The sequence below is a fragment of the Micromonospora tulbaghiae genome, from assembly GCF_900091605.1.
In the GTDB taxonomy this organism is placed as follows: domain Bacteria; phylum Actinomycetota; class Actinomycetes; order Mycobacteriales; family Micromonosporaceae; genus Micromonospora; species Micromonospora tulbaghiae.
The window spans coordinates 315,692-334,941 of record NZ_FMCQ01000002.1 but is presented as its reverse complement, the minus strand read 5'-3'; the positions used below and the strand labels follow the sequence as shown (position 1 = coordinate 334,941).

The window sequence follows — 19,250 nt, the reverse complement described above, 5'->3', positions numbered from 1 at the left end:
GGGATCAGAGTGAGACGCAGATCGTTCGCGAGCGCCGCGCTCGTCGTCGCGCTGGGCATGACGGCGGCCTGTTCCACCGAGGGAGCGGCCCCCGCGGCCCCCGCGGAGGGCAAGGCGCTGGAGGCCAAGGACGTCCGGATCGGGTTCGCCAACTTCGCCGAGCCGGCCAGCCCCGTGCTCGGGGCCATCGACGTCGGCATGCGCAAGGAAGCCGAGAAGCGCGGATGGGAGATTCTCGTCCTCAACAACGACCGGGACGGGCCGACCGCGGTGGCGAACGCCGAGACCATGGTCTCCCGCGGCGTCACCCACGTCGTGGAGTTCCAGGGTGACGGCAAGGTCGCGCCGCAGATCATGGACATCTTCAACAAGGCCGGGATCCCGGTCATCGCGATCGACATCGCCCACCCGGGCGCGCACTTCTTCGGGATCAACAACGTCGAGTCGGGGCGGCTCTCCGGCCGGGCCGGCGGGACGTACGCGAAGCAGAAGTGGGACTGCAAGCCGGACCTCGTCACCGTGCTGGAGAACGAGGAGTCCGGTGACGTGGCGCTGCTGCGCACCGAGGGCATCCTCAAGGGACTCAAGGAGGTGTGCCCGGACATCGACGGCGTCATCACCCGGCGCAACTCGCCGACCACGCCGGACGGTTCCCAGGGCGTCGCGCGCGACATCCTGGTCTCCAAGCCCGACGCGAAGAAGATCCTGGCGCTCGGCGGCAACGACAACATGATCATCGGCACCATCAACGCCGCGGAGCAGCTCAGTCGCGCCGGTGACATCTACGGCTACGGCCTCGGCGCCGACCTCATGCTGTTCGGCGTCGACACACCGGGTCTCGGCGGCTCGACCGCGTTCTGGTACGAGGGCTACGCCAAGCAGATCTACACGATCCTCGACCGGATGGTCGCCGGCGAGAAGATCCCCGTGGTCGACTCGCCGAAGGACCCGAACGCGCTGTTCAACCCGGTCTGCGCGTTCCCGAAGGACGCCGTGTCGTCCATTCCCCCGCTCAAGGAGCGGATCGACGCGCTCTACGCCAAGGACGCCCCGGCCAAGTCTGCCGCCGAGCAGTACTGTCCCGCGGGCACCGAGACGTACGGGCTCGGCAAGTGAGCACCTGACCATGTCCGTGTCTGCCCCGCAGGCAGCCGTCCGGCGGAGCACGGTTCTCCCCGTGCTCCGCCGCCACGGCGCCACCCTCGCCCTGGCCGCGCTCTGGGTCGCGCTGGTGCTGGCCACCGCCGTGAAGTCGCCGGCCTTCCTGTCCCATCAGACCGTCATCGCGGTGGCCTTCAACATGGCGTTCATCGGCGTCCTGGTCGTCGGCGTCAGCCTGGTGATGCTCAGCGGCGCCGAGTTCGACCTGTCCGTCGGCGTGACGGCTGTCGCCGCCGCGCTGATCGCCGCCCAGTTGCTGACCGACGGCGCGTCGTTCGCCGTGGTGCTGGTGGCGGTGCTGGTGTTCGGCACGCTCATCGGCACCGTGAACGCGGCGCTGATCGTGCGCGTGCGCATCCACCCCATCGTCGCCACCCTCGGCACGATGTTCCTGGTCAGCGGCACCACCCGGCTGTTCATCGAGTTCGTGCCGATCCCGCGCGACAGCTTCCTGCGCCGGCACGTCGCCGGCGACCTGTTCGGCGTACCCCGGGTCTTCTGGATCATGGTGGTGCTGCTGGCGGTCGTCGCGTTCGTGGCCGGCCGCACCCGCCTGGGCCGGCACCTCGTCGCGGTCGGCGGCAACCGGCAGGCCGCGCTCGTGCGCGGCCTGCGGCCGGACCGGATCCAAGCCGGCGCCCTGGTGTTCTGCGGGCTGGTCGCCGGCCTCGCCGGGCTGGTCCTCGCGTCCCAGGGCGACATCGTCCAGTCCACGCTGACCCCGGGTACCGAGTTCCGGGTGATCTCGATCCTGCTGCTCGGCGGGATGGCGCTCACCGGCGGCCGGGGCAGCTTCCTCGGCGTCGCCGCCGCGCTGCTGCTGCTCAACACGCTGCCCACGGCCATCGTCACCTGGGGCGTCTCGTCCAGCTGGCAGCCGGTCGTCGAGGGAGTCGTGCTCGCGGTCGCGCTCGCCGTCAACAGCGTCAGGAGCGCACCATGACGACCTCGGGTACCCGGCCCGGATGGACGGCCCTGCTCAACCGCCCGTCCACCACGAGCGTGCTGCTGTTCGTGGTCGCCGTGACCGCCGCGCTGAGCTTCGCGCCGGACTTCGCCACCCGCGCCAACATCTCCAGCATGCTCGGCGACCTGCTCGCCCCGGCGATCGTCCTGCTCGCGGCCAGCCTGGCCATGACCGGCGGCGTCGCCGACCTGAGCGTCGGCTCGGTCCTCGGCCTCGGCGCGGTCGTCTACGCCACCGCCTACACCGCCTCCGGCTCGTGGCAGGCCGGCGTGCTCGCCGCGCTCGGCGTCGGGCTGCTGGCCGGACTCACCAACGGCGGCCTGGCGCTGGTGTTCGGCGTCTGGCCGCTGATCGCCACGCTGGGCATGCTCGTCGCCGCCCGTGGCCTGGCGAAGGTGATCAGCGACGGCAGCTCGGTGGCGGCGTACACCCCGGAGCTCAGCACCGCACTGAAGACCACGGTCGGGCCGCTGCCGGTGCCGGTCCTGGTGGTGCTGGGGCTCGCGCTGGTGTGCAGCGCGCTGGTCCGCCGGTCCCGCTGGGGCACCCACCTGCGCGCCACCGGCGGCGACGAGGTCGTCGCCGCTCGCGCCGGCATCCGGGCCGGCCGGGTCCGGCTGGCGCTGTTCGTGCTGACCAGCACCGCCGCGGCGGTCGCCGGCTGCGTCCAGGTGATGCGCACCGGCGCCTCGGCCGTCACCCTCGGCGAGGGCACCGAGCTGTACGTCTACGGCGCGCTGCTGATCGCCGGGTTCCGCCTCGCCGGCGGCGGGCACGGGAGCCCGATGACGGCGTTCCTGAGCCTGCTCTCGCTGAGCATCGTGCTGAACATCTTCCGGCTGCGCGGCATGCCGCTGCCGCTGGGCGACATCCTGCTCGGCGTCACGCTGCTGGGCGCGGTCTCGCTCGGCTGGATCCGCCAGCGCACGCAGCGGCACTCCCCCGAGCCGGAACCCGAGCCGGAGGCCCGGCCGAACGCCGTGCCGGCCTGACCTCCGCCCGCACCCAACGAGACGACCGACGAGAGAACAGGGACGACATGAACGACTATGCCCGCGGCCCGCTGTCCGGCTTGCGCGTGATCGAAGCCGGGGTCCTGCTGGCCGGGCCGTTCTGCGGCCAGATCCTCGGCGACCTGGGCGCCGACGTGATCAAAGTGGAGGAGCCGGGGCGGGGCGACCCGATGCGCGAGTGGGGACGCGAGCGCCCGTACGGCAAGTCGCTGTGGTTCCCGGTCCTCGGCCGCAACAAGCGTTCGGTCACCCTCAACCTGCGCGTCCCCGACGGGCAGGAGGTACTGCGCCGGCTCGCCGCCGAGGCCGACGTGCTGGTGGAGAACTTCCGGCCCGGCACGCTGGAGCGCTGGGGCGTCGGCCCGGACGTCCTGTGGGAGATCAACCCACGGCTGGTGATCGTGCGGGTGTCGGCGTACGGGCAGTCCGGACCGTACGCCGAACGCGCCGGGTACGGCTCGATCGGCGAGGCGATGGGCGGCATCCGCTACACCACTGGTGATCCCGACTCGCTGCCCAGCCGGGTCGGCATCAGCATCGGCGACTCGCTCGCGGGCACGTTCGCCGCGGTGGGCGCGATGGGCGCGCTGCGGGTGGCCGAGGCGACCGGCCGGGGCCAGATCGTCGACAGCGCGATCTACGAGTCGGTGCTCGCGCTGATGGAGTCGCTGGTGCCGGAGTACGCGCTCGGCGGCTACATCAGGGAACGCACCGGCTCGATCCTGCCGAACATCGCGCCGAGCAACGTCTACGTCGCCTCCGACGGCGGCATGGTGGTGATCGCGGCCAACCAGGACACCGTCTTCCGGCGGCTGGCCGAGGCGATGGCGCAGCCGGAGCTGGCCGTCGACCCGCGGTTCGCCGGCCACACCGACCGCGGCCGGCACCAGCGCGAGCTGGACGAGCTGATCGCCAAGTGGTGCGCCGGGTACGGCGGGGACGAGCTGCTGGAACTGCTGCACCGCCACGGTGTGCCGGCCGGGCGGATCTACACCGCCAAGGAGATGCTCACCGACCCGCACTTCGCCGCCCGGGACGCGATCGTCCGGCTGGAGCACCCGGACCTGGGCGAGTTCCCGATGCAGAACGTCGTGCCGAAGCTGACCGCGACGCCCGGCGGGATCCGCGGCGTCGGGCCCGAGCTGGGCCAGCACACCGACGAGGTGCTCCGCGACGTCGCCGGACTCGACGACGACGAGATCTCCCGCCTGCGCGCCGCCGGCGTGGTCTGAGCGCCTGCCCCACCCCACCACCACGAAAGGAAGTCCCATGTCCCACTACACCAAGACGTCCGTCACGATCGACGCGGCCCAGCGGATCCTCGCCGCCGCCGTCGCCAAGGCGGAGCAGATGGCTCTGCCCTGCGTCATCGCCGTCGTCGACGAGAGCGGCGTGCTGAAGGCGTTCGCCCGGATGGACGGCGCCGCGCTGCTGTCGGTGCAGGTCGCGCAGGACAAGGCGTACACGGCGGCGGGCTTCGGCATGCCCACCGACGGCTGGTACGACTTCATCAAGGACGACGCGCCGCTGGCCACCGGCGCGCCCGCCGGCATCGACCGGCTCGTCGTCTTCGGCGGCGGCTACCCGATCACCGCCGACGGCGCGGTGATCGGCGGCATCGGGGTCAGCGGCGGGCATTACACGCAGGACATGGAGGTGGCGCGCGCCGGCCTGGACGCCGTGGCCTGATGCTCCGGCACGGGGCCCGGGGGACCGCCGGGGCGGCGGTCCCCCGCCCCGGCTCACTCGACGCCGGCCAGCCAGGACTCGTAGTCCAGCGCGGCGGTCAGCTCCGGCCGGTCCCGGCCGCGCAGCGCGCGGGCCAGCGCGGACGCCGTGCCGGGGGCGACAGTGGCAACCCGCGCGGCCAGCGCAGCCCCGGCGTCCGGGTCGGCCGACACCGAGCCGACCAGTCCGTGCCGCAGCGCCTCCTCGGCGTCGAGCGTGGCCCCGGTCCAGGCCAGGTGTGCCAGCACGCCGGTGCCGGCGACACCGGCGAGGAACCGTCCGGCGCCGCCGGCCAGGAACGCCGCGGGCGAGCCCGTGCCGAACGTCGCGGTGGGCGCGGCGACGCGCAGGTCCGCCGCGAGCGCCAGGCCGAACCCGAGACCGCGTACCGCGCCGTCGACGTGGACGATCACCGGGCCCGGCGCGGCGTGTACCCGCAGCACCAGTTCGTGCAGCTGTCCGCGTACCACCGGCTGGGCGAGGTCGTCGGGCTCGTGCCGCCAGGCGTCGCCCTGGACGCGGATCAGCAGCGGCTCCCCCGGCGCACGGGCGTGCCGCTTGAGCGCGTCGAGCAGTGCGGAGCGGGCGGCCGGACCGAGCCGCTCGCCGGCGCCCGGGTCGGTGGCCTCGTGTACCTGCGTCACGTCGTTCTCCTATCGGCCGGTGAAGCGGGCCGGACGCTTCTCCAGGAACGCGTCGATGCCCTCGATGTGGTCGTCGGTGGACAGCAGCGTCAGCAGCAGCGAACGCTCGTGGGCGAGGCCGGCGGTCAGGCCGACCTCCTCGGCGGTACGCAGCGCCTGCTTGCCGAGGCGGGCCGCGACCGGGCTGCGGGCGGCGATCGAGGACGCCAGCGCGATCCCCGCCTCGACCACCCGTTCGGCGGGCACCACCTGGCTGACCAGACCCATTCGCTGCGCGGTCCAGGCGTCCACCAGCCGGCCGCCCAGCACCAGCTCGGCGGCCCGGAAGCGGCCGGCGACACGGGCCCAGCGCTGGGTGCCGCCGGCGCCCGGGATGATGCCGAGGTTGATCTCCGGCTGGCCGAACACGGCGGAGTCGGCCGCGACCACCGCGTCGCACGTCATCGCCAGCTCGCACCCGCCACCCAGGACGTATCCGGCGACCGCGGCGACGGCCGGCTTGCCGAAGCGGGCGAACCGGTTCCAGCACTCCAGCCGCTCGGAGAGCAGGTAGTCGGCCGGGGACGTACGGCGCAGCTCGCGGATGTCCGCGCCGGAGGCGAACAGCCGCGGGCCGCCGGTCAGCACCAGCACCCGTACCTCCGGGTCGGCCTCGGCCCGGTCCATCGCCGCGGCGAGCGCGCACAGGACGTCGGCGCTGAGCGCGTTGCGTGTCTGCGGCCGGTCGATCGTGGCGACCGCCACCGCGTCGTGTACCGCGTAACCGACGGGTTCCACGGATCACCTCCCTGTCGTCCGGACCAGGCGAACATACTCGCCGGTATGTCGTCAAGATCCGAGTACCCGGCGCGGAAAGCGAGATTCACAAGGAAGAACAGCATCCGGGATTTGCTTGACACCGATCATGAACACCGCCTAGACATCTCGACATACGCAACGGTATGGCGCGGCGCGCAACGACCGGCCCGCGCCGGAGAACCGGGAGGCACCACGTGTCCGTGATCTGGGAGCCACGCCTGGACGACGAGGGACGCCACTGGCGCGACCTCGCCCGGGACGTGGCGGCGCGCCACTTCGCGCCGCTGGCCGAGGAACTCGACCGGGAGCAGCGCTACCCGTGGGAGAGCGTGCGGGTGCTCGTCGAGCAGGGGCTGGCCGGGCTGCTCGTGGAACGCGAGCACGGCGGGCAGGGCACGTCGTTCGTGACCGCCTGCGCGGTCATCGAGGAGGTCTCCCGCGCCTGCCCGTCGACCGGCGCGATCCTCACCGCGTACGCGCTCGGCGCCACCCCGCTGATGCTGGCCGGCACCCCCGGGCAGCGCGAGCGCTACCTGGGCGGGCTGGCCCGGGGCGAGGCGATCAGCTTCGCGCTGACCGAGGAGGGCGCCGGCAGCGACGCCGCCCGCATCCGCACCACAGCCGAACGCGAGGGCGCGGGCTGGCGGCTGCGCGGTGAGAAGATCTACATCGGCAACGGCGGCGCGTCGCGGTACTACGTGGTCTTCGCGCTCACCGACCCGCAGGCCGGCACCCGCGGCATCACCGCGTTCCTGGTGGACAAGGACGCCGACGGCGTGGTCATCGACCGGTACGAGGACAAGATGGGCATCCGCGGGACGCTCACCAGCAACCTCAAGCTGGACACCTGGGTGCCCGACGGCGACGTGCTCGGCGACCTCAACCGGGGCATGCGGCTGGCCATGCAGACGCTGTCGGCCGGGCGGATCAGCGTGGCCGCCCAGTCGCTGGGTGTCGCGCTCGCCGGCTTCGACGTCGCGTCCCGGGAGGCGGCCCGGCGGGAGACCTTCGGCCGGCCCATCATCGACAACCAGGGCATCTCGTTCCCGCTGGCGGACGTGGCCACCGGCATCACCGCCGCCCGGATGATCACCTTCGAGGCCGCCCGCACGCACCAGGAGGGCGGCGACGTCGGCGTCCTCGGGGCGATGGCCAAGCTGTACGCCAGCGAGGTCGCGCACCGGGCGGTCGACACGGCCGTGCAGGTGTTCGGCGGCGACGGCTTCTGCAAGCCCTGCCCCGCCGAACGGCTCTACCGGGACCAGCGGATCCTGGAGATCTACGAGGGCACCTCGGAGATCCAGCGGCTGGTGCTGGGCCGGGCGATCAAGGCGTCGGTGGCGGCATGAGCGCGTCCTGGCAGCTGAGCGTCGACTGGCCCGCGTCCGGCTCCACCCGGGTGTTCGACCTGGCACAGCAGATGTACACCGGCATCCCCCACCACCCGAACCACCCGCCGTACAGCTTCACACTGACCAAGCGGCACGGCGAGATCATGTACCCGGACGGCGTCTCCGCCGCCGCCGAGATGATCACCACGGGCGGGCACGTGGGCACCCACGTCGACGGGCTCGCCCACGTCTCCCGACTCGGCCGGGTGTACGGCGGCGTGGACGTCACGGCGAGCCAGTCGTACGCCGACGGGGTGCCGGACGTGTCGGTGCACGAACTGCCGCCGGTGCTGGCCCCCGGTCACCTGGTGGACGCGACTGTCGCGCTCGGCCGGCCGCTGACCCCCGCCGACGGCGTCGGCGCGGAACTGTTCGAGCGCTGGTTCGCCGACCGGCCCCGCCCCCGCCCCGGTGACGTGGTGCTGGTGCGTACCGGCTGGGACGAGAAGTGGACCGACAATGCCGCGTACCTCGGTGTCGCCACCGGAGCGCCAGGCGTCGACGTCAGCGGGGCGCGCTGGCTCACCGACCACGGCGTCGTGGCGGCCGGCGCGGACACCATCGCGTTCGAGCACATGCCCAGCCCCGCGCTGGCCGTGCACTGCCACCTGCTGGTCGACCACGGCGTGCCGATCATGGAGGCGATGAACCTCGCGCCGCTGGCCGCCGAGCGGGTCTGGGACTTCTTTTTCATCGCCGCCCCGCTGTCCATCCGGGGCGGCACCGGGTCGCCGATCCGCCCGCTCGCCGTCGTACCCGACACCACCGCACCGGAGACCACCGTATGACCGCCGACGACGACACCGCCGCGCATCTGCCCGCCCCCGGCCGGCGGGACATCCTGGAGGCGGCCGCCACCGCGTTCACCCGCAACGGGTACGCGGCCACCACGATCGACGACATCGCCCGCGAGATGGGCGCCACCAAGGGCCGCGTCTACCACTACTACCGGGCCAAGGCGGACGTCTTCCTGGACATCGTCACCGCCGGCATGCAGGAGCTGATCGACGGCATCGAGCCGATCGCCGGCAACGGCGGCCTCGACCCGGCCACCCGGCTCTGGCGGATGGCGCACCACCACGCCGGGCTGATGATGACCCGCAACTCGTTCCAGCGGGTGGCGATGCGCGCGGTCGAGATGCGCCGCCTCGGCGAGGCGCCCGCCCAGCAGCAGGCCCTGGAGACCGTGATCGCCATGCGCGACCGGTACGAGCAGATCTTCGCCGACGTCATCGACGAGGGCCGCGAGGCCGGGGAGTTCCGCGAGGTGGACAGCCGGCTGGCCACCAAGCCGCTGCTCGGCGCGCTGAACTGGATCAGCCTCTGGTACGACCCGCAGCGCGGCGACTACAACACCCGCCAGCGACTCGCCGACGAGTACGCCGACTTCATCGTCGGCGGGCTGCGCCGGAGCCCGCGATGACCGGGCCGCTCTCCGAGCGCCACTGGCACGAGGCCGAGACGTGGCCCCGCGAGCGGCTGGCCGCGTACCAGCTCACCCGGCTGAGGGCGCAACTGTCCTACGTGTACGCCGCCAGCGACTTCTACCGGACCCGGTGGGACGCGCTCGGCTTCCACCCGGGCGACGTCCGCGAACTCGCCGACCTGCGCCGTCTGCCGCTGGTCGGCAAGGCCGACTACGTGGCCGACCTGGCCGCCCACCCGCCGTGGGGCAGCGCCGTCGCGGCGCCGGTCGCCGACCGCCGCCGGGTGCACTTCTCCTCCGGCACCACCTCGAACCCGACACCGGTGCTGTGGACCGCGCACGACCTGGACCGCTGGGCCGACCTGTACGCGCGGGCCGCGTACAGCCAGGGCGTCCGGGACACCGACGTGTACCAGTGCCTGTTCAGCTACGCCTGGTTCGTCGGCGGGCTCGGCGCGACCGCCGGCTACCAGCGCATCGGCGTGACGCTGCTGCCCGCCGGATCCGGCGACACCCAGCGTCAGATCGACACCATCTTCCGGTACGGCACCACAGCCGTCGGCGGCACACCGTCGTTCATGCTGCACCTGGCCGAGACCGCGGAACGCGCCGGCACCCCGCTGCGCCACTCGCCGGTGCGGCGGATCCAGGTCGGCGGCGAACCGGGCGCCGGGGTGCCGGCCACCCGCGCGCACATCGAGCAGCGGTGGGGCGCGAAGTGCTTCGACGGGTACGGCAGCCTGGAGTTCCAGCCGATCGCCTGGGAGTGCGAGGAACAGGCCGGTGGCCACCTGGCCGAGGACTTCGCGTACGCGGAGGTGCTCGACCCGTACACCCACGAGCCGGTGCCCGACGGCACGCCCGGCCTGCTGGTGCTGACCCACCTGGACAAGCGGGCGACGCCGCTGGTGCGCTGGGCCACCGGCGACGTGGTGGTCCGCGACAGCGCCGCCTGCCCGTGCGGGCGCACGCTCGCCCGCCTGCCCGGCGGCGTCGTCGGCCGGGCCGACGACATGCTCGTGGTACGCGGGGTGAACCTGTTCCCGTCCGCCGTCGAGCAGGTGGTCCGCGCCACCCCCGGCACGTGCGGCGAATACCTCATCGTCCTCGACGAGGACGTCACCGACCCGGCGACCGGCTACCTCACCGGCATCAAGCTGCGCGTCGAGGTGACCGGCGACGACCAGCGGGTCGCCCGCGAGCTGGCGCACGCCGTGCGCGCCGAGCTGACCGTGCGCGCGGTGGTGGAGACCGTCGCCGAGGGCACGCTGCCGCGCAGCACCCACAAGAGCAAGCGCGTCGTACGCGCCGACCGAGAGGCTCCGTGATGGACAGGCAAGCGTTCCTGGTCGGCGCCGTGCGTACCCCGCACGGCCGGTACGGCGGCGCGCTGCGCGACGTGCGGGTGGTACGCCTGGGCGGGCTGGCCGGCGCCGAGGCGCTGGCGCGGGCCGGCGTGCCCGCCGAGGCGGTGGACGAGACGGTGGTGGCCAACTGCCGCCAGGCCGGCAACGGCCCGAACCCGGGACGGCAGATCTCGCTCGCGGCGGGCGTGCCGGTACCCGCACCCGCGCAGACGATCAACATGGCGTGCGCCTCCGGCCTCAAGGCGGTGCAGCTCGCGCACCGGTCGGTACTGTCCGGCGAGGCCGACGTGGCGCTGGCGGTGGCCGCCGAGAGCATGAGCACGATGCCCTACCTGGCGCCGTACACGCTGCGCTGGGACGGCGTGCGCCGCGGCGACGTCCTGCTCCAGGACGGCTGGCGCGACGGCGGCACCGACCCGATCTGCGGCATGAGCATGGGCGAGACGGCGGAGAAGGTGGCCCGCGAGTTCGGCGTGTCCCGCGCCGACCAGGACGCCTGGTCGGCGCGCAGCCACCAGCGGCTGGCCCGGGCCTGGGAGTCCGGCGCGACGGCGCAGGAGGTCCTGCCGCTCGACGAGCTGGACCGGGACGAGACGGTACGCCCCGACACCACACCGGAACGGCTCGCCCGGCTCCGCCCGTCGTTCACCGACGGCGGCACCGTCACGGCCGGCAACGCCAGCCAGATGGCCGACGGCGCGGCGGCGCTCGTGGTGGCGAGCGGCGAGGCGGTACGGCGGCACGGGCTGACCCCGCTGGGCCGGATCGTCGGGTTCGCGGCCGTCGGCGTCGACCCGACCATGATGGGCGTCGGACCGGCCGAGGCCATTCCCCTGGCCCTGCGCCGGGCCGGCCTGACCGTCGGTGACGTGGATCTGTTCGAGATCAACGAGGCGTTCGCCGCGCAGATCGTGCAGAACGTCCGCGCGCTGGGCCTGGACGAGGAACGGGTCAACGTCAACGGCGGCGGCATCGCCCTCGGCCACCCGACCGGCCAGAGCGGCGCCCGGCTCGTCGTCTCGCTGCTGCACGAACTGGCCCGCCGCGACGGCCGGTACGGCGTGGCGAGCCTGTGTGTGGGCGGCGGGCAGGGCATCGCCGCGGTGATCGAGCGGGTGACCCGGTGATCGCCGTCGTGGTCGGCCTGGGCCCGATGGGCCGGGGCATCGCGCAGGTCCTCGCCGCGGCGGGGCACACCGTACGGGTCGTCGACGCCACCGCTGAGCTGGGCCGCGCCGGCCTGGAGCGGATCCGCGCCGACGGCGCGACCGGCGACCTCGACGCCGCCGCCGACGTCGAGACCGCGCTCGCCGGCGCCGACGTGCTGATCGAGGCGATCGTGGAGGACATGGCCGCCAAGCGCGACCTGCTCGCCCGGGTCGCCGCCGCCGGCGGGCCGGACCTGCTCGTCGCCTCCAACACGTCGTCGCTGAGCGTCAACGAGATGGGCCGCGCGTTCGGTGCCCCGGAACGCCTGCTCGGGCTGCACTTCTTCAACCCGCCCACCCGGATGCGCCTGGTGGAGGTGATCGTCGGCGCGGCCACCGGCGAGGCGACCGTACGGCGGGCGCTGGCGCTCGTGGACTCGCTCGGCAAGACCGCCGTGGTGTGCCGGGACTCGCCGAACTTCATCGTCAACCGGGTCTGCCGGCCGCTGTACTACGAGGCGCAACTCCTCCTCGCGCAGGGCGTCGAGGCGGCGGTGGTGGACGCGGTCGCCCGGGGCGCGCTCGGGCACCCGATGGGACCGCTGCAACTGCTGGACTTCACCGGACTGCACACCCACCTGGCGTCCTCGGAGACCGCGCTGCGCGAGTTCGGCGACCCCCGCTACCGGCCCATCCCCCAGGTACGCGGCCTGGTCCGGGCCGGCCTGACCGGCAAGGCCGCCGGCCGCGGCTTCTACGACCACGCCACCGAGCCGCCGCGCGAGGCCAACGCCCGGGTCGTCCGGCGGCCCGGGCCACCGAACGGTCCGGCGGCCCGCGTGGTCGCCCTCGGCGCGCCGACCCCGCAGCGGGTGGCGGAGCTCGCCCGGCTGGCGGCGCGCCAGAACGTGGTGCTGGACAGCTCGGACGCCGGCTGGGCCGAGGTGCTGCCCCCGGAGGTCGGCTGGATCCGGCTGCACCGGCGCGCCGACGACGCCGTGTTCGCCGAGGTGGTCGAGGACCCGGTCGCGGGCATCGCCGTCCCCGGCTTCGTCAACCGGCTGCTCGACCACCTCGGCGCGCCGTCGGTGCGGGTGCCGGCGCTGCCCGGCCTGGTCGGCGACCGGCTCGCTTACTGCCTGGTGAACGAGGCCGCCGCAGTGGTCGAGGAGGGCACCGCCACCGCCGACGACGTGGACGCGGCGCTGCGCCTGGCGATGAACCACCCGCGCGGGCCGTTCGAGACGCTGCGGTCCGCCGGGGCGGCGACCGTGTACGAGGCGCTGCGGTCGATGGCCGACGCGTTCGGCGACCCCCGCTACCGCCCGGCGCAACTGCTGCGACGGCAGGCGATCGGCGAGGCGAGGGCCGCCCGGTGACGCGGGCAGCGGACACCGGCGTGGGCGTGCTCCGCGCGGGTGTGCTCGCCGGACGGCACGCGGTGGTGACCGGCGCCGGCAGCGGCATCGGCCGGGCGGTCGCCGTGCGCCTGGTCGAGCTGGGCGCCCACGTGACCGGGCTGGGCCGGCACGCGGACACGCTCGCCGCCACCGGCGAGGCGATCACCGGCGAGGCGGCCACCGGGGACGGGCGCTACACGTACGCGGTCTGCGACGTCCGCGACCACGACCGGGCCGCCGCCACCATCGCCGAGGTGGGCGACGCGCACGGCATCGACCTGCTGGTGAACAATGCCGGCGGGCAGTTCTTCGCCCCCGCCACGCGGATCTCGGCGCGCGGCTGGGCGGCAGTCGTCGACCTGAACCTGACCAGCGTCTTCCACCTCACCACCGCCGCGTACCCGTACCTGCGGCGTACCCGCGGGGCGGTGGTGAACATGTCGCTGTCCGGTGTGGAACGCGGCGGCCAGGGCATGGCGCACGCCGTCGCCGCCCGTGCCGGCGTGCTGGGGCTGACCCGCACGCTGGCGCTGGAGTGGGCCGCCGACGGCATCCGGCTCAACTGCCTCGGACCGGGCACGGTGCTCACCGCCGCGCTCGACGCCGAGGCGGACCGGCACGTACGGGACAACCTGGTGGACCGGGCCACGCCGCTGCGCCGCCCGACCCGCGTCGAGGAGGTCGCCGAGCTGGTGGCGTTCCTGGGCGGCCCGGCCGCCGCCATGATGACCGGCCAGCTCATCCAGCTCGACGGCGGCGCGCACCTGGGCCCGGGGCTGCACATGCTGGCGGAGGCGTACCGGTGAGCCGCGCACTCGCCGACGTCGTGGCCGCGCACGTACGCCCCGGCCGGCGGGTCTACCTGGGCAACTTCGGCGCGCAGCTGTTCGCCGTGGGCCACGAGATGATCCGGCAGCGGATCCGGGACGTGGACGTGGTGATCGCCTCCGGCGGGCTGTTGATGGACCAGTTGCTCGGCGCCGGGGTGCTGCGGTCGGCGACGTACGGCCACTGCTGGAGCCCGGTCGGCCCGGCGCCCGCCTGGAACTTCCGCCGCGCCGCGCAGGACGGCGACAACCGCGTCACGCTGCACGAGCTGAGCCTCGGGCTGCTCACCGCCGCGCTGACGGCCGGCGCCTGGCGGGTGCCGTTCATGCCGGTGCCGGACCTGCCCGGCACCGGCTACCTGGACGAGGACTGGAGCCGGGGCCGGCTGTCCCGGGTGGACTCGGCGTTCGGGGCGGCCCGGGTGGTCCGCGCGGAGCGGCCCGACGTGGCGTTCGTCCACGTGGACCTTGCCGACGCCGACGGCAACGGGGTGATCCGCGGCCCGCTGGGTGAGGTGCTCGTCGCCGCCCAGGCGGCCCGCCGCACCGTGCTCGTCGCCGAGCAGGTCACCGACGCCGAGACGGTACGCGCCGCCGGGATCAGCATTCCCGGGCTGCTCGTCGACGCGGTGGTCGAATCCCCCGGCGCGGTACGCCCGGACGGCGCGGTCGGCCGGTACCCGCGCGACGTGCAGGCGTACCAGCGGTACGCGCGCTGCTCGGCCACTGCTGACGGCTTCCGGCGATGGCTGGCCGAGGAGGTGCTGTGACCACCGCGGACTTCCTGGTCCGGGCGGCGCGCGAGTTCCGGCGCGGCGGCTGGGTGTTCACCGGCTTCCACTGGCCGGTGCTCGCCGGCCAGTGCGCGTACGCGCTGCCCGGCGCACCGTTCAGCCAGGTCTTCGAGGCCGGCGCCAGCGCGCACCGGTCCGGCGCCGACGTGCCGACCAGCACCACCGACTATCCGGCGTTCGCGGGCGGGTTCGGCTGGCTGGGCGGCACCGCCGACGTGCTGCTGGCGATGGGCCACCGGTTCGACCGGGTGGTGCTCGACGCCGGCAACGTCGACCTGCGCGGCCGGATCAACTCGTCGTACCTCGGCCCCCGGGAACGACCCACGGTGCGGCTGCCCGGTGGCGGGGGCGCCGCCGACATCGCGGCGGCGGCGCGGGAACTGGTGCTGCTGCACGGCGCGACGGATCCGCGCCGGATCGTGCGGGCGGTCGAGCACGTGACCGCCGCGCCGGCCCCGGACGCGCTGGTGCGGCTGCACACCCGGTGGGGCGTGGTCCGGCTCGGCGCCGATCCCCGGCTGGAGGAGGTCACGCCGGACGGCGAGGTGCTGCGCGACCACCTGACCGCGCTCGGCGTACCGGTCGACGGCGCGGCGCCCCGGCCGCCGGTCAGTGCCGCCGAACGCGCCGCGGCCGTCGGCGTGCTGCGGCGGGCCGCCGTACGCGGCTACTCAGTGGCGAAGGGAACGGACAGAGGATGACTGACGACGATCTCGGTGAGCTGCGCCGGCAGGTACGGGACCTGGTCGGCGAGTGGCGCGACGGCGACCGGTTCCGGCCGGTGTGCGACGCGTGGCTGCGCTCGTACGACACGGAGTTCAGCCGCGCGCTGGCGGACCGGGGCTGGATCGGCCTGACCTGGCCGCGCGAGTACGGCGGGCAGGCCCGCTCGAACCGGGCCCGGCTGGTGGTCACCGAGGAGCTGCTGCGCGCCGGAGCGCCGGTGGCCGCGCACTGGATCGCGGACCGGCAGATCGGCCCGGCCGTCCTGCGGTACGGCTCCCCCGCGCTGCGCGAGCGGTACCTGCCGCTGATCGCCGCCGGTGCGGTGACGTTCTGCCTCGGCATGAGCGAGACCGAGTCCGGCAGCGACCTCGCCTCGGTGCGTACCACCGCCCGCCCGGACGGCGACGGCTGGCTGCTCACCGGCGGCAAGATCTGGACCAGCCACGCGCACCGGTCGACGCACGCCTACGTGCTGTGCCGCACCGGCACCGGCGGCGACCGCCACGAGGGCCTGACCGAGCTGATCGTGGACATGTCCGCGCCCGGCGTGACCGTCCGGCCGATCGTCGACCTGCGCGGCGAGCACCACTTCAACGAGGTCGTCTTCGACGACGTGCACGTGCCCGGCGACCATGTGCTGGGCACCGCCGGCAACGGCTGGACGCAGGTCACCGAGCAGTTGTCCTTCGAGCGCGGCGGGATGGAGCGGGTGCTGAGCACGTACCCGCTGCTGGCCGCCACCGTCGACGCGTGCGCCGACCGGCGGGACGCGGACGCCGCGCTGGGTGAGGCGCTGGCCCGGCTGGCCGGGCTGCGCGGCCTGGCCTGGCGCATCGCCGGTGAGCTGGACGCCGGGCAGGCCCCGGTGCACGCCGCGGCGGTGCTGAAGGACCTGGGCACCGAGTTCGAGGCCGACGTCAACGAGATCGCCCGTACCGTGCTCGACGTCGAGCCCGACCCCGACGCCGACGGGCCGGCCGGGCTGCTCGCCCAGGGGCTGCTGGCCGCGCCGGGTTTCTCGATTCGCGGCGGCACCACGGAGGTGCTGCGCACCATCATCGCCAAGGGCGCCGCCCGGTCGCCCCGGCGCGGCGGCGACGAGCTGCGGGAGCTGACCGACGACGTGCTCGGCGGGCACGGCGGCGACCCGGAGGGCCTGCCCACGCTCTGGTCCACAGTGCACGGGCTGGGCTGGACCGGCGTGTCGGTGCCGGAGAGCGCGGGCGGCTCGGGCGGCACGCTCACCGACCTGGCCGCGCTCGTACGCGGGCTGGGCCGCCACGGCGTCTCCCTGCCGCTGGCCGAGACCGTCCTGGCCGCCCGGCAGTTCGCCGCCGCCGGTCGCGGCCTGCCCGACGGCGTCGCCACGGTGGTCACCGGCGACGGGATCGCGGTGACCGGCGGCCGGCTGCGCGGCACCGCCGCCCGCGTGCCGTGGGTCGCCGCCGCGCGCACGCTGCTGGTGTACGCGGGCGACGAGACGTTCGCCGTAACCGCCGACCACCCCGGCGTCCGGGTCACGCCCGGCCGCAACCTGGCCGCCGAGCCACGCGACGACGTGACGGTCGACGTGCCGGTCACCGACGGCATGCGGCTCACCGGTGCCGCGCCCGCCGGGACGGTACGCGCCGAGGCGGCGCTGCTGACCGCCGCCGCGCTCACCGGCGCGCTGGAGACCGCTGTGGAGCACACCCGGCAGCACGTGACGACACGGGAGCAGTTCGGCCGGCCGCTGCTGGCGTTCCAGGCGGTCGGGCAGACGCTGGCCCGGATGACCGCGCACACGCTGCTGGCCGGCACCGCGCTGGACGCCGCGCTGGCCGGGCCGGACCCGCTGCGGGTCGCCGCCGCACGGGTGCTCACCGGCCGGGCCGCGACGCTCGTGGCGCGGGGCGCGCACCAACTGCACGGGGCGATGGGCGTCACCCGCGAGCACCCGCTGCACCTGTCCACCCGCAGGCTCTGGTCCTGGCGGGACGAGAACGGCACCCAGCAGTTCTGGGCCCGGACACTGGGCGCGGCGCTGGTGCCGCGCGGCAGCGCCGGCGTCTGGTCCTGGCTGACCGATGAGGAGACCGATTCATGAGCAAGGTGCAACTCGACAACGCCGACGGGCGCTGGACGCTCACGCTCAACGACCCGGACCGGCGCAACGCCATCGACGCGGAGATGCGCGACGCGCTCGGCGACGCGATCAGCGAGGTGGCGGCCGACCGGCACGCGCGCACGCTCGTGGTCACCGGCGCGGGTACGGCGTTCTGCGCGGGCGCCGACCTGCCCGCCATGTTCGGCGAGCCCGGCCGGAGCGTCGCGGAGATCCGCGCCGACCTGCACCGCGTCTACGACAGCTTCCTGCGGGTACGGGCGCTGCCGATCCCGACGATCGCCGCGGTGCAGGGACCGGCGGTGGGCGCCGGGCTGAACCTGGCGCTGGCGTGCGACACCCGGATCGTCGGGCCGAAGGCGAAGCTGATCGCCTCGTTCACGAAGCTCGGCCTGCACCCGGGCGGGGGCTGCACCTGGTTCCTCACCCGGGCGCTCGGCCCGGAACGCGCCCTGCAACTGCTGCTCGACGGCGGAAGCGTGGACGGACCCGAGGCGGTACGCGTCGGGCTCGCCGCGACGCTCGCCGACGACCCGCTGGCGGCGGCACACGAGCGCGCCGGGCGGTGGGCGGCGCTGGACCCGGCGCTGGCCCGGGACATCAAGACGTCGGTGCGCACCGCCGAGACGGCCGGTTTCGCCGCCGCTCTGGAGTTCGAGTCGTGGGCGCAGGCGTCCTCGGCGACCGGGCCGGCGATCCAGGAGGCGGTAGCCGCGTTCCGCAGGTGATCCGGCCGCTGCCGGACCGGGCGGGGCGCGCTGTGCGCCCCGCCCGGCGGCGTTGCGCCGCCGTTCCGGTCAGACCACGGCGGGCTGGGCCTCGGTGGCCATGACGAGCGCACCGAGCAGCGCGGCGTCCTGCGCGAAGTCCGACAGCACGATCTCCGGCGGGTACGGCAGCGTGTGGGTGAGCCGTTCGGTCAGCAGCTCCCGCACCAGGTCGTTGCCGGCGACGCTGCCGACCAGCACGATCCGCTGCGGGTCGAGCAGCAGACAGCACGTGACCAGCTGGCGGGCCAGTTCGTCGACGCGCAGCCGGAGCTGATCGCGTACCGGGCCGGGCTGCTCCGCGGCGGCACACAGGCCGGCCGCCCGGCCGTCCACCCCGAGCCGCTGCGCCAGCTCGTCCAGGGCCCGGCCGGAGAACGTCGCCTCCAGCATCGGTTCCAGGCGGGGCGGCCAGCTGAGGTCGGTCAGTCCGTAGGCGATCTCGCCGGCCGCGCCGTGACGGCCCGGCAGCACCTCGCCGTTGACCGTGACCGCCGCAGCCACCCCGGTGCCGAGCCCGACGACGAGTCCGGGATCGGCGTCGCGCAGCGCCCCGAGCCGCAGCTCGGCGTAGGCGGCGGCCTTCAGGTCGTTCGTCACCCGCACGTGCGCGAGGTTCAGGTGGGCGCGGACCGCGTCGGCGAGCCGCAGCTGCTCCCAGCCGGGCACGTTCGGCGCCAGTTCGATGCCGTGGTCGTGGACGACGCCGGGCGAGGCGATGCCGGCCGCGACGATCGTGCCGCCGGTCTGCTCGGCGAGTTCGCACGCCCGGTCCAGTGCCCGGGTGAGGGCCTGCTGCGCGCCCTGCTCGGCGATCGTGGGCAGGCGCTCGGAGGCGAGCAGCCGGCCGTCGGTGTCGCCCACGCCGATCGCCATCTTGGTGCCGCCGAAGTCGATGCCGAGCAGGCGTGGATTTGCCGGTCGTTCCATGGTGATGTCAGATCGCCCTTCGGGCCGTCGGTCCAGATCACGTGGTCGCCGCGACACGA

The 19,250-nt window shown here is 74.4% G+C and carries 19 protein-coding genes; 16 read left to right on the top strand and 3 right to left on the bottom strand.

Going from position 1 to position 19,250, the window contains the following annotated elements; genetic code table 11:
• The first annotated feature begins 9 nt into the window (after window positions 1-9).
• From GA0070562_RS06560 to GA0070562_RS06540, 5 genes are all read left to right on the top strand, one after another.
• Window positions 10-1,116, top strand: a complete 1,107-nt coding sequence (locus GA0070562_RS06560; protein ID WP_091416930.1) for a sugar ABC transporter substrate-binding protein — start codon at window positions 10-12, stop codon at window positions 1,114-1,116.
• Window positions 1,117-1,177: 61 nt separating this feature from the next.
• Window positions 1,178-2,104 (top strand): ABC transporter permease, encoded by a 927-nt coding sequence (locus tag GA0070562_RS06555; RefSeq protein ID WP_175438666.1) that lies wholly within the window; start codon window positions 1,178-1,180, stop codon window positions 2,102-2,104.
• Window positions 2,101-3,120 (top strand): ABC transporter permease, encoded by a 1,020-nt coding sequence (locus tag GA0070562_RS06550; protein ID WP_091416923.1) that lies wholly within the window; start codon window positions 2,101-2,103, stop codon window positions 3,118-3,120. The genes GA0070562_RS06555 and GA0070562_RS06550 overlap by 4 nt, the downstream gene beginning before the upstream one ends.
• Before the next feature lie 47 nt (window positions 3,121-3,167).
• Entirely contained in the window at window positions 3,168-4,373 is a 1,206-nt protein-coding gene (locus GA0070562_RS06545) for a CaiB/BaiF CoA transferase family protein (protein WP_091416921.1), read from the top strand.
• Window positions 4,374-4,410: 37 nt separating this feature from the next.
• Window positions 4,411-4,830, top strand: a complete 420-nt coding sequence (locus GA0070562_RS06540; RefSeq protein ID WP_091416916.1) for a GlcG/HbpS family heme-binding protein — start codon at window positions 4,411-4,413, stop codon at window positions 4,828-4,830.
• Between the two features lie 53 nt (window positions 4,831-4,883).
• On the opposite strand, the gene GA0070562_RS06535 is transcribed toward GA0070562_RS06540, so the two are convergent.
• Both GA0070562_RS06535 and GA0070562_RS06530 read right to left on the bottom strand, forming a co-directional pair.
• Window positions 4,884-5,513 (bottom strand): enoyl-CoA hydratase/isomerase family protein, encoded by a 630-nt coding sequence (locus GA0070562_RS06535; RefSeq protein WP_091416912.1) that lies wholly within the window; start codon window positions 5,511-5,513, stop codon window positions 4,884-4,886.
• A gap of 9 nt (window positions 5,514-5,522) precedes the next feature.
• Window positions 5,523-6,290, bottom strand: coding sequence for an enoyl-CoA hydratase-related protein (locus tag GA0070562_RS06530; RefSeq protein WP_091416908.1), 768 nt, complete (start codon window positions 6,288-6,290; stop codon window positions 5,523-5,525).
• A 215-nt stretch (window positions 6,291-6,505) separates the two neighbouring features.
• On the opposite strand from GA0070562_RS06530, the gene GA0070562_RS06525 reads away from it, so the two are divergent.
• The 11 genes from GA0070562_RS06525 to GA0070562_RS06475 are packed head-to-tail and all read left to right on the top strand — an operon-like array spanning window position 6,506 to window position 18,222.
• Window positions 6,506-7,660 (top strand): acyl-CoA dehydrogenase family protein, encoded by a 1,155-nt coding sequence (locus GA0070562_RS06525; RefSeq protein WP_091416904.1) that lies wholly within the window; start codon window positions 6,506-6,508, stop codon window positions 7,658-7,660.
• Window positions 7,657-8,490, top strand: coding sequence for a cyclase family protein (locus GA0070562_RS06520; RefSeq protein ID WP_091416900.1), 834 nt, complete (start codon window positions 7,657-7,659; stop codon window positions 8,488-8,490). The genes GA0070562_RS06525 and GA0070562_RS06520 overlap by 4 nt, the downstream gene beginning before the upstream one ends.
• Window positions 8,487-9,125 (top strand): TetR/AcrR family transcriptional regulator, encoded by a 639-nt coding sequence (locus GA0070562_RS06515; protein ID WP_091416896.1) that lies wholly within the window; start codon window positions 8,487-8,489, stop codon window positions 9,123-9,125. The genes GA0070562_RS06520 and GA0070562_RS06515 overlap by 4 nt, the downstream gene beginning before the upstream one ends.
• Window positions 9,122-10,456 (top strand): phenylacetate--CoA ligase family protein, encoded by a 1,335-nt coding sequence (locus GA0070562_RS06510; protein ID WP_091416894.1) that lies wholly within the window; start codon window positions 9,122-9,124, stop codon window positions 10,454-10,456. Before GA0070562_RS06515 ends, GA0070562_RS06510 begins: the two co-directional genes overlap by 4 nt.
• A complete protein-coding gene (locus tag GA0070562_RS06505; RefSeq protein ID WP_091416889.1) occupies window positions 10,456-11,622 on the top strand; it encodes a thiolase family protein in 1,167 nt (388 codons plus the stop codon). Before GA0070562_RS06510 ends, GA0070562_RS06505 begins: the two co-directional genes overlap by 1 nt.
• Window positions 11,619-13,022, top strand: coding sequence for a 3-hydroxyacyl-CoA dehydrogenase NAD-binding domain-containing protein (locus tag GA0070562_RS06500; RefSeq protein WP_091416885.1), 1,404 nt, complete (start codon window positions 11,619-11,621; stop codon window positions 13,020-13,022). The genes GA0070562_RS06505 and GA0070562_RS06500 overlap by 4 nt, the downstream gene beginning before the upstream one ends.
• Complete coding sequence (locus tag GA0070562_RS06495; RefSeq protein ID WP_091416873.1) at window positions 13,019-13,849, top strand: SDR family oxidoreductase; 831 nt, start codon at window positions 13,019-13,021, stop codon at window positions 13,847-13,849. The genes GA0070562_RS06500 and GA0070562_RS06495 overlap by 4 nt, the downstream gene beginning before the upstream one ends.
• Window positions 13,846-14,640, top strand: coding sequence for a CoA transferase subunit A (locus tag GA0070562_RS06490; protein WP_091416871.1), 795 nt, complete (start codon window positions 13,846-13,848; stop codon window positions 14,638-14,640). The genes GA0070562_RS06495 and GA0070562_RS06490 overlap by 4 nt, the downstream gene beginning before the upstream one ends.
• Window positions 14,637-15,365: a co-chaperone HscB gene (locus GA0070562_RS06485; RefSeq protein ID WP_091416869.1), complete on the top strand. Its 729-nt coding sequence runs from the start codon at window positions 14,637-14,639 to the stop codon at window positions 15,363-15,365. Before GA0070562_RS06490 ends, GA0070562_RS06485 begins: the two co-directional genes overlap by 4 nt.
• Window positions 15,362-17,476: an acyl-CoA dehydrogenase family protein gene (locus tag GA0070562_RS06480; RefSeq protein WP_091416866.1), complete on the top strand. Its 2,115-nt coding sequence runs from the start codon at window positions 15,362-15,364 to the stop codon at window positions 17,474-17,476. Before GA0070562_RS06485 ends, GA0070562_RS06480 begins: the two co-directional genes overlap by 4 nt.
• Window positions 17,473-18,222, top strand: coding sequence for an enoyl-CoA hydratase (locus GA0070562_RS06475; RefSeq protein ID WP_091416863.1), 750 nt, complete (start codon window positions 17,473-17,475; stop codon window positions 18,220-18,222). The genes GA0070562_RS06480 and GA0070562_RS06475 overlap by 4 nt, the downstream gene beginning before the upstream one ends.
• A 69-nt stretch (window positions 18,223-18,291) precedes the next feature.
• Here the strand turns inward: GA0070562_RS06475 and GA0070562_RS06470 are convergent, their stop codons facing one another.
• Entirely contained in the window at window positions 18,292-19,191 is a 900-nt protein-coding gene (locus GA0070562_RS06470) for an ROK family protein (RefSeq protein WP_091416860.1), read from the bottom strand.
• Window positions 19,192-19,250 lie beyond the last annotated feature (59 nt).